The 14,387-nt window shown below is 33.7% G+C and carries 15 protein-coding genes and 1 pseudogene; 9 read left to right on the forward strand and 7 right to left on the reverse strand.

Going from position 1 to position 14,387, the window contains the following annotated elements; translation table 11 throughout:
• Positions 1-194: 194 nt before the first annotated feature.
• Together CVD28_RS01810 and CVD28_RS01815 are read left to right on the forward strand one after the other, a co-directional pair.
• Positions 195-818: a deoxynucleoside kinase gene (locus tag CVD28_RS01810; RefSeq protein WP_101591234.1), complete on the forward strand. Its 624-nt coding sequence runs from the start codon at positions 195-197 to the stop codon at positions 816-818.
• Between the two features lie 53 nt (positions 819-871).
• Positions 872-1,687 carry an ADP-ribosylglycohydrolase family protein gene (locus CVD28_RS01815; RefSeq protein ID WP_101590597.1) on the forward strand — a complete coding sequence of 272 codons (816 nt, stop codon included), beginning with the start codon at positions 872-874 and terminating at the stop codon, positions 1,685-1,687.
• Positions 1,688-1,706: 19 nt separating this feature from the next.
• Here CVD28_RS01815 and CVD28_RS01820 read toward each other — a convergent pair whose 3' ends face one another.
• Positions 1,707-2,423 carry a ribonuclease H family protein gene (locus CVD28_RS01820; RefSeq protein ID WP_101590600.1) on the reverse strand — a complete coding sequence of 239 codons (717 nt, stop codon included), beginning with the start codon at positions 2,421-2,423 and terminating at the stop codon, positions 1,707-1,709.
• 233 nt (positions 2,424-2,656) lie between these two features.
• Between CVD28_RS01820 and CVD28_RS29425 the strand changes: the two are divergent.
• The 5 genes and pseudogenes from CVD28_RS29425 to CVD28_RS01840 form a co-directional block, all read left to right on the forward strand.
• A pseudogene (locus CVD28_RS29425) lies at positions 2,657-3,730 on the forward strand (HAMP domain-containing protein); the annotation flags it as partial.
• Between the two features lie 150 nt (positions 3,731-3,880).
• Entirely contained in the window at positions 3,881-4,678 is a 798-nt protein-coding gene (locus tag CVD28_RS29430) for a methyl-accepting chemotaxis protein (RefSeq protein WP_441296799.1), read from the forward strand.
• Between the two features lie 144 nt (positions 4,679-4,822).
• Positions 4,823-5,371: a hypothetical protein gene (locus tag CVD28_RS01830; RefSeq protein WP_101590603.1), complete on the forward strand. Its 549-nt coding sequence runs from the start codon at positions 4,823-4,825 to the stop codon at positions 5,369-5,371.
• Positions 5,368-5,607: a hypothetical protein gene (locus CVD28_RS01835; RefSeq protein WP_101590606.1), complete on the forward strand. Its 240-nt coding sequence runs from the start codon at positions 5,368-5,370 to the stop codon at positions 5,605-5,607. The genes CVD28_RS01830 and CVD28_RS01835 overlap by 4 nt, the downstream gene beginning before the upstream one ends.
• Before the next feature lie 195 nt (positions 5,608-5,802).
• On the forward strand, positions 5,803-7,149 hold the full coding sequence (locus CVD28_RS01840; RefSeq protein WP_101590607.1) for a glycine rich domain-containing protein: 1,347 nt from the start codon (positions 5,803-5,805) through the stop codon (positions 7,147-7,149).
• A gap of 72 nt (positions 7,150-7,221) precedes the next feature.
• On the opposite strand, the gene CVD28_RS01845 is transcribed toward CVD28_RS01840, so the two are convergent.
• The 4 genes from CVD28_RS01845 to CVD28_RS01860 form a co-directional block, all read right to left on the reverse strand.
• Positions 7,222-7,410: a hypothetical protein gene (locus tag CVD28_RS01845; RefSeq protein WP_101590609.1), complete on the reverse strand. Its 189-nt coding sequence runs from the start codon at positions 7,408-7,410 to the stop codon at positions 7,222-7,224.
• Positions 7,411-7,434: 24 nt separating this feature from the next.
• A complete protein-coding gene (locus CVD28_RS01850) occupies positions 7,435-8,718 on the reverse strand; it encodes a WGR domain-containing protein (RefSeq protein ID WP_101590611.1) in 1,284 nt (427 codons plus the stop codon).
• Between the two features lie 156 nt (positions 8,719-8,874).
• A complete protein-coding gene (locus CVD28_RS01855) occupies positions 8,875-9,495 on the reverse strand; it encodes a WGR domain-containing protein (RefSeq protein WP_180953843.1) in 621 nt (206 codons plus the stop codon).
• 90 nt (positions 9,496-9,585) lie between these two features.
• Positions 9,586-9,846: a hypothetical protein gene (locus CVD28_RS01860; protein ID WP_101590615.1), complete on the reverse strand. Its 261-nt coding sequence runs from the start codon at positions 9,844-9,846 to the stop codon at positions 9,586-9,588.
• A gap of 272 nt (positions 9,847-10,118) precedes the next feature.
• Between CVD28_RS01860 and CVD28_RS01865 the strand changes: the two genes are divergently transcribed.
• Together CVD28_RS01865 and CVD28_RS01870 are read left to right on the forward strand one after the other, a co-directional pair.
• Complete coding sequence (locus tag CVD28_RS01865; protein WP_101590617.1) at positions 10,119-10,784, forward strand: response regulator transcription factor; 666 nt, start codon at positions 10,119-10,121, stop codon at positions 10,782-10,784.
• 34 nt (positions 10,785-10,818) lie between these two features.
• On the forward strand, positions 10,819-12,579 hold the full coding sequence (locus tag CVD28_RS01870) for a sensor histidine kinase (protein WP_101590619.1): 1,761 nt from the start codon (positions 10,819-10,821) through the stop codon (positions 12,577-12,579).
• Positions 12,580-12,663: 84 nt separating this feature from the next.
• Here CVD28_RS01870 and CVD28_RS01875 read toward each other — a convergent pair whose 3' ends face one another.
• The gene (locus CVD28_RS01875; RefSeq protein WP_101590621.1) at positions 12,664-12,930 is read right to left on the reverse strand and encodes a hypothetical protein; all 267 of its coding nucleotides are present in this window, start codon (positions 12,928-12,930) and stop codon (positions 12,664-12,666) included.
• Between the two features lie 270 nt (positions 12,931-13,200).
• The gene (locus tag CVD28_RS01880; RefSeq protein ID WP_101590622.1) at positions 13,201-14,325 is read right to left on the reverse strand and encodes a mechanosensitive ion channel family protein; all 1,125 of its coding nucleotides are present in this window, start codon (positions 14,323-14,325) and stop codon (positions 13,201-13,203) included.
• Between the last annotated feature and the right edge of the window lie 62 nt (positions 14,326-14,387).

The raw sequence follows: 14,387 nt of genomic DNA on the forward strand, positions 1-14,387 counted from the left end.
GTGCTATCCCCCAAACTTTGGTTATGAAACCCTGTTGTAAAATCTAAAATAAAATAGTTTTATATACAATAGGGTTTAGATTTTGTCTAATAGCTTAGAAAGAGGTAGAAAATTTTACAGTGAGAAGGTGAGCTAAGTTGTTTTATTATGAAAATTTAAAAGGACTAAATAATTCAAAAGGAGATGTATGGGATATGATTACAATTGATGGCGTTGTTGGTGTAGGGAAATCTACACTAATGGATATTTTTACAAAGGAAAAAGGGTATGTGGCATTTGAAGAACCTGTTGTAAACAACCCTATTTTAGATAAGTTTTATTATGATAGAGAAAGATATTCTTTCCCTCTTCAAATTTTCTTCTTAAATGAGCGTTTTAAGCATATTAAAAAAGCAAGTCAACAAGGAAAAGCAGTTTTGGACCGCTCGATATATGGCGATTTGATTTTTGCAAAAATGCTCAGAGATAATGGGGAAATGTCAGAAGAAGAATTTAATATTTATTTAGACTTGTTCCATAATATGATTCAACATTGTAAAGCTCCTGCTTTAATGATTTATCTGGAAGTGTCTCCAGAAGAAGCAATGAGACGTATTGCAAAACGTGGTCGTGATTATGAACAAGTGGTAGAGGCAGAATATTGGATTAATCTAAATAAAGAATATCGTGAATACTTCTCTCAATATAACTTCTCACCAGTTCTTACAATCAATGTTGACAATCTTGATTTTGAGAACAATCCAGAAGATAAAGCGTTTGTCATGAATCAGATTAACGCAAAACTTCTTGAGTTAGGAATTGAAGAAGCAATCGCTTAAACCACCTTATAGGTGGTTTTCTTTTACATAAATAGATAAAGGAGGAATGAAAGTTGATAGGAGCTATCGCAGGAGACATTTTAGGTTCAACTTATGAAATATTAAATACAAAAAGAAAAGATTTTACCTTATTTAGACCTTTAAGCAGATATACAGATGATACGGTATTAACAATTGCAACTGCAGATTGTATTCTTCATGACGGTAATTTTATGGAGTATTATCGGAAATATTGTATTTCTAATCAAATGAGGGGGTATGGTTCTAAATTTTATCTATGGGCGTTATTTAATGGAAAAGAACCTTATAACAGCATGGGAAATGGAAGTGCTATGAGGGTTAGTCCAATAGGATATATAGCAAAGAGTGTAGATGAAGTCCTTTATTTTGCAGAAAAATCCGCATCTGCTACACACAATCATCCAGAAGGGATAAAGGGTGCTCAAGCGGTTGCTCTTGCTATTTATTTGGCTAAACAAAACTCTTCAAAAGAAGAAATAAAGTATTTTATAGAAAGTAAACTTGGATATGATTTATCCATGTCTTATGATGACCTAAAGAAAAGTTATAAAGGGGGAGGAACATGTCCTTTAACTGTTCCACAAGCCATTATCTGTTTTTTAGATTCAACTGATTTTGAAGATTCGATAAGAAATGCAATTGCTCTTGGAGGAGATAGTGATACACTTGCTTGTATTACAGGAAGTATAGCAGAAGCCTATTATAAAAAAATTCCAGCAGAAATTATCGAAAAAACCATCAATAAATTGCCAACTAAATTTATTGCCACTATCCATGAGTTTAGCGAAAAGTATATCCCTGAACAAATCTATCACAATTATGAACAAGCAATAAAAAAAAGAGGATAAAACATCCTCTCTTTTTGTATTATTCTGCAGGAACTCCGTATTTCTCTGCAAATTTGTAAAACTTATTATCAGGTGTAATGCCTAATGCTAATTTCGCATATCCATCAGCCAATTCGTTAAAGTCATCTCCTGTATGAGCATCGACTTTACAGAAAATAATTTCGATATCAGGATTTGCACCAAAGAACTTTTGCATCCACTGATAATAGTCTTCGGAGAACTTATTATCACGTTTCCAGTAACCAGTAGCGTGTAAAGCAACGCCTTTGTAGTCAAAGAAAAGAACCAATTTCTTAAAACCATGTTTTTTAGCAAACAACATAGCGGTCATTGAACCAAGAAGTTCTCCACCAATTTGTTGCATGGAAATGGCTTCCTGGTTTTTCCCAACGCCTCTGTCAGTGTGAATGACCTTGTTATCTTGCACACATACTAAGCCAAAAGAATAATTGAAAATATCTTTACTGTAACTACCATCCACATAGACGTGAAGACAGTCTTGCGGATATGTTCCTTCACTTTTACGTAAGAATGGTTCGTCTGCTCCAAGGAACTCTTCAGCTTCCTCTTTTGTAACAAACCCTTTGTATTCAGGAGTAACACCATGTTTTTTGTCATTAATCCCTTGAACAAGTGGGGATGCTTCAGCCCAAGAAGTTAAAATCAGATTTTCAACTACCTCATTTGTTTGCGTGTTAAATCCTTTTTTAATTGCATAGAAGTTTTTCTTTGCCATACCAATTTCTCTCCTTTTTATTTAACTATTTAGTAAAATTCCTGTTTTCTATGTTTGTTTTATCATACTAATTCAAAATCTAATTTATAAGTTCCATAATTATAGTACAGGAAAATAGAAAAAACGTAAAGAACTATCGCCTATAAAAATGGTCTAAATTATTATTGACTATAGTATTTGAAAGATGGTACTCTAAGAGTGTAAACGAATTCATAGAAACAGAGGAGATAGACATGTCGATTAAGAAAAAGTTGCCTATTTTTATTAGCGGTTTAGTAACAGCTTCCCTTCTCACAACAGGAATAATTTCCTATCACGCAAGTTCTAAAGCACTTCTTGAAAGTGCAGAACAAGAATTACATACTAATGCGGAACGAACCGCCAATTTAATTGATTCCCTTCAAAATGGTGAATTGATGATGGGTTCGATTATGGCAAATAACAAACGTGTGAAGGATTTCGTATCATTCAATAATAGCGGAAACGAAAAGGAAGCACTTTCTTTAGAATCAGCAGTAGATAAGTTTTTAAAAGACAGTTATGAAAACACCACAAATCATGCACACCTTTTTGTCTTAGATAAGAAGGGGAAAGACATTGCGGATAGCGACTCTGAACTGGAAAAACAAACAAATACGTATGCAGACAGAGATTACTTTAAAGGAGCAATGGCAGGGAAAGTGACCATTGGTAAAATGGTTGTCTCTAAAACAAGCGGTAAACCAGTTATCGTGATTGGAACACCTATTAAAGACGATAAAGGGCAAGTGCAAGGTGTGTTAGCCAACTCCATTAATGCTGAATTTTTTACAAGTAATTTAGAAGGAATAAAATTAGGGGAAAAAGGAAGCGTTACGATTCGGGATACTGATGGAATGCTTATTTCACACCCTGATAAATCATTGATAGGAAAACCAGGAACAAGACCAGAATTAAATGATTTCGCTAAATCTGTTCCATTAAGCGATAACAAAGTGAATGTGAAAATGAAACAATTGGGTTCAGGAAATGAGAAAACCATTGTTATGATGGCGAATATCCCTGGAACAAATTGGGTAGTAGGATTTGAAAAAAACTTTTCAGAAATTCAAGCACCATCTAAACATATATTGATGAATACCATTTTGATTGCTGTCATTGGTATTATTGTTTCAACTTTGTTGGGTTTGTATTTCTCAAGAATGATAACTGTCCCTCTTTCACGTTTAATGAACCGTATGAAAGAAATGTCAGAAGGAAACTTGAATGTGAAAATGGATGAAACGTATAAAGATGAATTCAAATCATTAGCAGAAAGTTTTACAACAATGGCAGAAAAAATGAAGTATGTCATTGGTGATATTAATAGTTCTGTAAAGATTCTAAGTCAAAGCACTACTGAATTAGACCAATCTTCTAAAAATACTACAGAATCTATTGAAGAATTGAGTGCGACAACACAAGAAATATCAATCGCAATGGAGTCACAGGCACAAGATACAGAAGCTGTTGCTAATCAAATAACTGGATTGGGTTTTCAAATTAATGAAGCAAATGAACATGCAGAACATGTACAGCAACAGGCGAACCAATTAACGAACGTGTTCAAAGAAAAAATCAGTGTAGTAAACAATCTAATGGATATTAACGAAAAAAATGAAATGGAAGTAGGAAAAGTATCCAAGTCTACTCAATTATTAGAAGAAAGCTCCTCTAATATTGGTAATATTACGAAAGTGATTCAAGGAATTGCAGAACAAACAAATCTATTAGCGTTAAACGCCAGCATAGAGGCCGCACGAGCGGGTGAGGCAGGAAGAGGTTTTTCTGTCGTGGCTGAAGAAATTCGTAAATTAGCAGAACAGTCTTCCAATTCTGTTCGTCAAATTGATATGATAATCAAGGAAACACAAAGATTCACAGTTGAAAACTCTGAAAGTGTAAAAGCTATTCAAACCGTATCAAAAGAACAAAATCAATATATTTTAGAAACAAAAGACTTGTTTGAATTAGTGATTGGTCAGGTTTCCGAAATGACCAACTTGGTTCAGGATGTAACAAATAAACTAAAGGATATGAATGTCCGTAAAGATGAAGTCATTGCTTTCATCCAAAATGTTTCGGCATCTGGTGAAGAGGTTTCGGCTTCAGTTGAGGAAGTAAGTGCAACGAGCGAAGAACAATCAGCTATGGTTCAACAATTAGGTGGTATGATTGAAACCATCGATGAACTATCCAAAAAATTAGAAGAATCAGCTTCGATTTTCAAGCTATAAAGAGAGAGGTAACTCTCTCTTTTTTTTGTTTAAAAAGTCATAAAAATAAGAAATGAAAGCAATAAAAAATAACTCATTGACTATAGTCATAAGTAAATGGTACTATAAAGTTAATAGATAGTGGAAACGAAAGGGAAAGACAACATGGAAAAAAACAAGATAAAGCACACAAAACCAGAAGTCGATATTAAAATACCTTTGATTTTTTCATTTATTCTCATGACAATGGGAATGGTTATTGGATTAAGTTCAGATAAGTATAGTTATTGGGGGATACAAGAGAAAATTGTAGCTTCAGAACAAGTCGGGTTATTGGGATTAATGAGTTATCATACTTCATTATTTGTGATGATAATGGTATTTATCAAATTTGGACATAGCAAAATAATACATTGGCTATCTTTGATAGTCGTGTTTGGCACTTTAGGCTTTTTTGTTTTTAATAGTGGTTCATGTCTAACAGAAAAAGGTCTTTATGAAAAAGAATTTAGCAAAACCATTTATTATTCGTTTGAAGAAATTGAAACTTATGAGATTAAAAAACATGAAAGCATAAATGATGATAAAACCTATCAGTATAATCTCTATTTAAAAAATGGAGAAAAATATACCTTTAATAAGAAAGACCTTGATGGAGATTTGTTATTAAGAATCAATGAATCTATCATGTTGGCGAAAGGACAAACCGAATGAACAAAACCTCAAACATTACTCTTCCTTTGATACTCATTTATCTATACATTCCTTTTTTGCTATTCGCTCAACAAACAGGGAAAGGATTTAATGGTGTCTCTATTGTGGTATTGTATCCAATTTTTATTGCATTTACCATTTTTGGATTGGTCTGGTTTGAAAAGAAACCACGTTGGTTCAATGGAATGTGCATGGTCTTTTTCCTGCTTCTGGTATCTGCACCGTTGGTCGTATAAAAGGAAAGAAAGGCATAGGAATTTACCCTATGCTTTTTTTTGCCTTTTAAATCGAGTTTTAAATCAAACAATATCAAACAGAATTAATATTCTAAAATAATATCTTGGAAAGTATAATACTATTATATGGATAGTGGCAAACACGAAAGAATCAAAGGCAAACAAGAAGAAATGTAAAAGGAGGAACCTATATATATGAAGTCTAAGAAATTTACAAAAGTAATGTTAAGTGCAGTTGTTCTATCAACACCTTTTTTGGGTTTAAATATAGATAAAGCTCATGCAATTGAAAACCAAGTATGGTCATTTAATTATACAGGAGGATACAAAGCCTTTACTGCTCCTTATACTGGCACATATAAGCTGGAAACTTGGGGAGCAGAGGGTGGAGGTGTTCGCCTAAGTGGAAACACAGCCTCTGGTACAGGAGGTAAAGGTGGTTACGCAACAGGAGAAATCACTTTACAAGCAGGACAGACCATCTATGTTTATGTGGGTGGTGCTGGTTCAAGCTCAAATTCTGGTGTGGCTTCTGGTGGATATAACGGAGGCGGTTCTGGTTATGCATCTCAGGCAGGAGAACCAGGTAACGGTGGTGGAGGTGCGACAGACATTCGTACTGTTCCTAATAATGCTCCACTAAACACATCTTCCCTGCAAAGTCGTTTAATTGTAGCAGGGGGTGGTGGAGGAGCTGGTGAAGACCCTGGAGACCAATACGGTGACGGAGGAGGTATAATTGGTACAAATAATTATTATCCTGGCACACAAATTTCCGCTGGAACGAATGGCACATTAGGAGCAGGTGCATCTACTGGAAATGGTGACGGTGGAGGAGGCGGTGGCGGTTACTACGGTGGTGGTACAACTTCATCAACTACCGTTGGAGCAGATACACAAGGGGGAGGCGGAGGTTCTTCTTTTATAGGGAAATTAGCCAACGCCCAAACCATTGCTGGTAACTCCACTATGCCTTCCCCAACAGGCGGTACACAAGTAGGTCAATTAGGAAACGGTAGTGCAAAAATTACGTTGCTTACTGTTGTAAATGTTAATCAACATACAACTAAAGTTGTTGGCACGTTTGAAGCAACTACGTTAAATGTTGCTTTACCAGCTACAAGCTCATTCTTATACAATCCAAATAACCGTCAATTCACAGCACAAAACATGGCTGTAACAAGCGATACCAATGCCCCTATCTATATGAAATTATCTTCAATTGGTGTAGCAGATGAGTCCACTTGGAAGCCAAGTTTAACTGCTCCAACAACGTATTCTGAAGAGCAATGGAACAACTTAACCAAAGTTCAAACAGAAGCGAATGTGGCTCTTGGTGTATCTGCATTAGAAGGAAGTAACTGGCTAAGAGGTGTCGAGAACAACGGTCTATGGAGTACGTCTCCTGATAACGTCAAAAAACTTGGCGTATTACGAACAAAATCTCAAGTAGAAGTCCGACCAACCTTAAAGGCTGGTACTGCTGTCCCTATGGGGAAAATATTAACTTCTAACTATGTATTTGAATTTGGTTTAGAGTAATACTTATCAGTTTATGGAAAATCATAATCCATAAGAAAAAGCACAGGATTTTATTGTCCTGTGCCTTTCTTTTTATTCAGTTACTTCGACAAAACGGTGAATCATGGTTTGTAAAGCATCCCCATTATCGTCAATAAGGTGATACATGGTATCCTCTTTGCCAACTGGCTCAAGTTCTACTTCATATATCTTTCCAACCGTAAGGCAATCTTCATACGTAGAATTGTCGATACATTTCATTTGTTTTTTCACGTTTTTCATCTGAATCTCTCCCTTTTTTATAGTTTAAGCCTTTTTAAATTCCACAATGTATTTAATCTTAACTTGGCTCTCTTTATAGACAATGTACTCATTATGAAGAAGCGAACGACCTTTCTTTCCAAGAACACTGTTATAGCCATAAGGAGCGGAAGTAAGATGACCTTGTGCGTCTGCATATTCCTTCACTTTACCAGTAGCAACATCACATACTAATAGGAAGTAACTATCATGGCTTGCACCATTACCAAACCCCCAACAATAATTAGCCGATTTACTGGACTGGTCTGCAAAATAAACACCAGCACCAAACATGCTTCCAGTGTGCTGTGCTGATTGAGGTTTAATCTTTAATCCATTTTGGAAAATACTTAAATAGTTCTCATTTCTTGAACCATGAAAGAGTTCCATTGTACTGACTTTGTAGGGATTAAAGTTTTTGTGACCTACCATATCTTCCACTTGATAAATTTCTTGAACATCAATATTGAAATGATGACTGCGACTTTGAGATTTTGTGACATAATCAACCAATCTTTTGTATTCCTTCGTTCTGGAAGAAAGTGCTTTTAACTGGATATTCAAAGACTTGTACTTATCTTCCAAAGTCTTTTCAAGTGTATCTTGGGCTTGTACAACGGAACTCATAACGCCCAATAAGTCTTTCTTTTCGTTTAGTTTAAAATAGTCGTCAATCAAAAACTTTCGATAATCGACTTTGTTTCCAAACGATACAGGAATGATAGAATAGAACTGATTCGATAAATAGTCAAAATCTCTATAGCCTTTGTTTAATTTTTCTTCAATCTCATTTAACACATGAAGTCCTCTTGCTACTTGTGTGGCAGATAGTTTCCCAAGTGGCGTATCAATAGAAGAAATTAGATAGCTTGTTGCTTCTTGATAGAGTTTTCCAATCAACTTCAACACTTTATCATTGACTTTTGATAAGTCAGTTTTACGTGTTTTGGTCTGAACTTTGGTCACAGAAGGAGCAAAGCTAAATCCATCATCCACCTCAATATGTTCATAGCCTTTCCCACGTTTAGAAGAAATGATTTTTTCAAATTCCTCTCTTGCACTCCAACGACTACTAAAATATCTACCTTCTTGTCGTGGTGCTTTTCCCATACGACCATACTCTGTGTAAATACGGAAAGGATATGCACCTGTTCCTTCTTGAAATTCAATAATATAAAACTTATTTGAGTTTTCACCCAATGAGGCGTAGTTCAAAACTGCTCGTTGTTCCACATTTGTAATCAAGAAAGAAGGACTGCTTACTGCACTAATAGAAATTGCCTTTGCCATATAAAATCTCTCCTTTAGTTAAATAAAGTATTGACCAAAAAAAATAGTTTTTAAAGAAAAAACCGCCTGATTTATCAGCTTTATAGATTATATGCAAAAGAAAAAGGCAATAAAAAAACTCCCCAATAAAAGGGAGAGATTTCAAATATGTATGTACTAACCAGAAATATTATCTAAAGCATTTAAATTATTTAATAGCCATTCTTTTCGTTGATACAGTTTTTCGTGTGTATCCAAAACAGAATCATTCATATTGATTTTGTTACCAAACACGATTGGGATAAGAGAGTAAAATTTGTTTGACAAATATAGAAGGTCAGAGGAATCTTTCATTAATCGTTCTTCAATTTCTTCTAATATTTGCAGACCTCTATGAAGTTGGATTTCAGATAGTTCACCAAGCTGAGTATGTAATGATAAGGAATTAGGCTCTATTCGGAGAGAACGATTGTGTATTTGATTAATGCGTGGTGTAAATAAATCATCAAAGTCTTCCTCAATAGCGACCAATTCATAGCCCTTTGCTTTTTTAGACGATAAAAGGGAGTGGAAGAATTGATTGGCTGTCTCTCTGGAAGAGAAATATCGAGATTCCTGACGTGGAGTTCTTCCCATACGACCATATTCTGTATAAATACAGAAAGGTTGAGTTCCTGACCCTTCTTGAAATTCAATAATATAAAACTTATTAGCATTTGATTGTAAGGATACAAAATTTAAAAACACACGCTGTTCTACGGATTCTGGATTAAAGAGAGAATTATGAAACTGTAACAATGTATCATTCTCCTTTCTCTGTTTTTCTATAGTATGAACCATATACCTTTATTTTAAAATAAAAAAAGCCCCTAAAAAGGGACTTCTTTATTATGAAACCATTTTTTCAGAGAAGCCGTCTTCACAATAAGAAGAAAGGAAGGTATTAAAACGCTCTTCTGCTTCTTCTAATTTATTGAAAGAGTAGGACTGTCTGCCATGAATCTGTTGACCAGAACCACTTACGACAGATACCTGATAAGGATAAACTCCTGTTGATTCTTTGATTTCTACTTTGTGATATTGATTGCTCTTATCAGAAACCAATACAGCGTCTTTTACGATAAACTCCATTGCAAATAAATCTAACATATTTATCTCTCCTTTTTATATAAAAACCTTCCAAATATTGTTTAAAAAACAACCTGATTGTCATATGATTCTTACATTATATGCAGATAAAAGGGATTTCATAGAACAAATGAAAAGTTGCGAAAATGTCAGAATAAATAATCATAAATTTACCTATTTTTTTTTACCCTTAAACGTATTAAAATAAATACTTTAGTAGTCGATAATATGTAAGAACATCGTATCCGTCAAAATAATGAGCTAACGGTGAAATTAAGGAGTGTAAGGAATAAATGTCAAAAAAGATACGTGTGATGATAGTTGAAGATGATGCAATGACTTTAAAACTTCATAAGGAAATGCTTGAAAAAGAAACGGATATAGAAGTTGTAGGACATGCTGATAAGAAAGAGGAAGCGATTGATTTAGCCACTGAATTAAATCCAGATGTTCTGCTATTAGATATAAATTTAACCAATAAAGAAGACCAATATGGGATTGATATTGCTATTCAATTATCTATTTCTATGCCTAATATCAAAATCATTATGTTAAGTGCTTTGTTAAATGAAGATACTGTTAGAAGCACCATAGGTCTTGGCGTTGCTTGTAATTATATAATTAAATCTAACCATGAAAAAATACCTCAAGTCGTTCGTGATGCCTATAATGAAATCCATACAATAGAAGGAACAGTCATTGACTTTATTTTAAAAGATTATCAGGAAAGTTTAAAAGCAACGATGAATAAATTAACTTCACAACATTTGAAAATATTGGAACTCTTTTATAGGGGTTATTGTGTAGAACAGGTAGCCGACATTCTCACATTAGAAGTTCAATCAGTAAGAAATCACCAACAAACTATCGCTAAGAGATGTTTAGGTTGGAAGTGGAGATTTAAAAAATTAACTACAGTTGAGTTAGCCAAACGAGCAAAAGTAATGGGGTTATTTTAATAAAATATATAAATAGAAATTGGGTAAATAAAACATGAATAAAATCAAGATATCATTTATTGTGGTCAGTCTAATGATTCTGATAGTTGTAAATTCTGTTTTTTATGTATCAACGAAAAATACATTGATTAATCATCAAGAAGAAAGGGTAACACTTGTTATCAATAATGTTAAAAGTTCTGTCGAATCTACGAATCAAGCAGAAACCTATTTCAATTACTTGTTAGCAAGAGGATTACAGAAATCTTCTATTGCAATAAAAAATTCTCTTCCACCAGATATTAACCAAGTGAAAAATGAACAATTGGTTGATTTAGCACAAGAATTAGATTTAGAAGGAATTTCACTATTTGTCAAAAAAGACAATGATATTATAGTGGAAAAGTCGAGTAGCCCTAAAGAAATAGGTCTATCAACAAATACATGGAATGAATGGTATATGATGTTCACTCAACTAATGGAAGAAAAAAATGTGAAAGATATACCTGGCTTTGGGGAAAAATTGCCAAATTTCTGGTCGGGACCTATCGACACGAGTTCCGCTAATCCTGAGTTAATCAGTAAATGGGGATATTACTATGATGGAACAACCAACTATATGATTAATCCCTTTGTAGATGATGAATTGATTAAAGGATTTCAAAAATCTGCTGGTGTTGAAAGAACCATTCAGAAAAATCTAAGAGATAATCCCTATTTATTGGAAGTTTCCGTTCTCAACAGTAGAGTTTTCAAAGAGGGCGAAAAAACGCATGGGGATACGAATGTAGTTTGGTTATCTGACCGTATGCTTGTATATGGTTCGTATAACTATAAAGATAATAAAGACAAAGCAAATACAGTTAAGGCTATCGAGGAGTATCAACCAATTAGGAAAGTATTGGTCATCAATAATAAAAAGGTGTTAAGACACTACATTCCAGTATCCTTTAAAGGAAGAGATGTTGATAATTTGAAGGATGATATGGTAATAATTGTGACATCTGACTACAAAGTAATACTTGATAGCTTAAATAAAAAGATTTTAAACATCTTTTTCACAGGTCTGATTTGTTTGATTTTAGGATATGTCTTAATTTATTACTTAGTCATGAGTATAAACAGAAAAGAGCGAACCATTTTTAATATTCAAGAAGTTTATTCTAAGCAAATTGATACGCTTTATCGAACGGTAAGAGAGAATAAACATGATTCTACCCATCATTTGTTTACGATTTCAGGTTTAGCTCATATGAATATGTATGATGAATTACAAGACTATGTTGATAATCTATTAGAGTTGAAAACAGAAACGAACGATATTGTAAATATCAATATTCCAGCGTTAAGTGGGTTGATACAGGCTAAAATTGCAGAATCTATTGAAAAACAAATTACGTTTCAACATCATTTTGAAAAATTTGAATCTCTTCAATTAGATATGATGAAAGTTACCAATTTGGTTCGGATTATAGGGAATATATTAGACAATGCTTTTCATTCGGTAATGGATAATGAAGAGGGGAATCGAACAGTTGTGATTACTGGTCGTTATCAATCAGGGTTAATGACCATTACCATTTATAATAATGGAAAGCCTATTCCTACTGATAATATAAACAGGATTTTTTCTCATGGTTTTACTACAAGAAAAGACAGAGGTGGGAATGGATTAGGATTATCCAGTTCTAAAAAAATCATTGAAGGTTATAAAGGGAAAATAAGGGTAACAAGTGACGAAGATTGGACACGTTTTACGATTCAACTACCTATTTCTTCAAAAGAAGTAATTGCAGAAAGTAAGGAATATCATTAAAGCTCTTACTAACTGCAATATTATTGTTATTATTAGGGATGTTTACCTGCCAGTATCATCTCTAAGAATGCTCATTTTCATTCATTAAGCTAATTTAAACAGATAACCAATGCCTAATTCGGCTAATTCTACTACATCATAGCTTTCAATTGTTGTATTATAGCGTTCGCCTAATAATTCCATTAAGTCTTCAAAGAATGTTACGTCTTGCACATCTGCCAATGTGTCGTTGTACCATTCTACTACATCAATACCCATATCTTCACAAAAACCAACTTTCACAGTATTTGTGTCATAAAGTTCTGCCAAAACTTTATTTAGTTCCTCTGTTGAAAAAAATAATGATTTCATTCTATGTTTCCCCCTAAGATGTTTTAAAGTCTTTCGTAAGTACATTTCAAATGTCTTTCGTAAGTACATTACAAAGTATATAACGAATGGAACTAAATGCCTATACTCATTTTTTTGAGTATTTTTGAGTTAAATAGGTTAAAAATCCAGTTTTTACAATGGTTGCAGAGGGAAAATGAGGAAAAAATAAGTTTTTGATAATACATTGCTATTTAATAATATCGGACTTTTGTCATAAGAAAAAAAGAAGTAACTGTATAGTTACTTCTTTTATGACTCTTGTGAATCATTCTCTTTTTCTTGTTTGACCGATAAATTATTTTTAAAATAAATACTGGTAGAAGGGAAGGCAATTAACACATTTTCCTCTTCTAAAATTTTTCTAATTTCATAGTTAATTTCTTCTTTAATTCTCATGAATTCCGCAAATTCAGAAGTAGTTGTTTCATATAGAACTAAAACATCTAAGCTATTAGCAGTAATGTTATCAAAAGCAACGGTTACAGTGTCATCACAAACACCATCATGCTGTTTGGCAACCTCGTTGATTCTCTCCGTAATTTTCTTCAATTGTTCCTCTGTTGTCTTATGTGTTACGCCTACCACGAATCGAACACGTCTGTTTTGTCTTCTTGTCCAGTTATAAATATACTGATTGGCAATCACCGCATTTGGGACAGAAACCAGAGCTTTGTCTAATGTTCGGATTCGGGTGCTTCTAAAATTCATATCTTCCACAACACCCTCTAAATTGTTATCGGTGGAAATTAAATCACCAATGGCAAAAGGTTTATCTATTGCCATTGAAAGACCAGCAAAGATATGAGAGAGAGCATCCTTTGCTCCCAATGCGAGAGCCAACCCTCCTATTCCAAGACCAGCAACAAATCCATTGATGTCATAACCCCATTCATAAGTTATCATAACAAAGCCAAATACGAAGATAAAAACTTTGACAATACGTGCAAAGAATGGAAGGAGAACACTTCCTGTTTGTAGATTAAACTTCGTTTTGAAGGCATCTGGATGTTGTCCAAAGTAATTTGTCACATAATAAAGTCCTTGGAAAAAGAAGAAGATTAATAGAGTTTTAAATATCTTAAATAACGGTTCATAGGTAAACATGGATACATTTAACGCATAACCACAAGCGATTAAGAAACCCGTAGCAAAAACCAAATTCTGTGTTGGTTTTGCTATGTTTTCACAAATTTCTTTTTTAAACTCCATTTGACGATTGGTATAAAGTGTTGCCATTCTTTTAAAAATGGTTTTAACAATAAATCTCTGAATAAACCAAGAGGCTAATACAATCAGAAAAAAGATAAAGATACTGTCTTTCTGCTGAAGTAGAGCAAATTTAATATCAATTAAATACGATAACAATGGATTCACCTTTCATTCCCTTCCTTTTTCTATAAAATATTTATCATCATAGTGTTGTTTAAAGAAGAAAA

Source organism: Bacillus sp. M6-12 (genome assembly GCF_002860285.1).
Classification (GTDB): Bacteria; Bacillota; Bacilli; order Bacillales; family DSM-1321; genus Peribacillus.

What these genes read in the sequence shown, in the direction of transcription:
- CVD28_RS01845 (WP_101590609.1), bottom strand. Translation starts at nt 7,410, where the DNA reads ATGAAAAACGTGAAAAAACAAATGAAATGTATCGACAATTCTACGTAT.
- CVD28_RS01835 (WP_101590606.1), top strand. Translation starts at nt 5,368, where the DNA reads ATGAACAAAACCTCAAACATTACTCTTCCTTTGATACTCATTTATCTA.
- CVD28_RS29430 (WP_441296799.1), top strand. Translation starts at nt 3,881, where the DNA reads ATGGAGTCACAGGCACAAGATACAGAAGCTGTTGCTAATCAAATAACT.
- CVD28_RS01810 (WP_101591234.1), top strand. Translation starts at nt 195, where the DNA reads ATGATTACAATTGATGGCGTTGTTGGTGTAGGGAAATCTACACTAATG.
- CVD28_RS01830 (WP_101590603.1), top strand. Translation starts at nt 4,823, where the DNA reads ATGGAAAAAAACAAGATAAAGCACACAAAACCAGAAGTCGATATTAAA.
- CVD28_RS01860 (WP_101590615.1), bottom strand. Translation starts at nt 9,846, where the DNA reads ATGTTAGATTTATTTGCAATGGAGTTTATCGTAAAAGACGCTGTATTG.
- CVD28_RS01850 (WP_101590611.1), bottom strand. Translation starts at nt 8,718, where the DNA reads ATGGCAAAGGCAATTTCTATTAGTGCAGTAAGCAGTCCTTCTTTCTTG.
- CVD28_RS01870 (WP_101590619.1), top strand. Translation starts at nt 10,819, where the DNA reads ATGAATAAAATCAAGATATCATTTATTGTGGTCAGTCTAATGATTCTG.
- CVD28_RS01875 (WP_101590621.1), bottom strand. Translation starts at nt 12,930, where the DNA reads ATGAAATCATTATTTTTTTCAACAGAGGAACTAAATAAAGTTTTGGCA.
- CVD28_RS01840 (WP_101590607.1), top strand. Translation starts at nt 5,803, where the DNA reads ATGAAGTCTAAGAAATTTACAAAAGTAATGTTAAGTGCAGTTGTTCTA.
- CVD28_RS01865 (WP_101590617.1), top strand. Translation starts at nt 10,119, where the DNA reads ATGTCAAAAAAGATACGTGTGATGATAGTTGAAGATGATGCAATGACT.
- CVD28_RS01820 (WP_101590600.1), bottom strand. Translation starts at nt 2,423, where the DNA reads ATGGCAAAGAAAAACTTCTATGCAATTAAAAAAGGATTTAACACGCAA.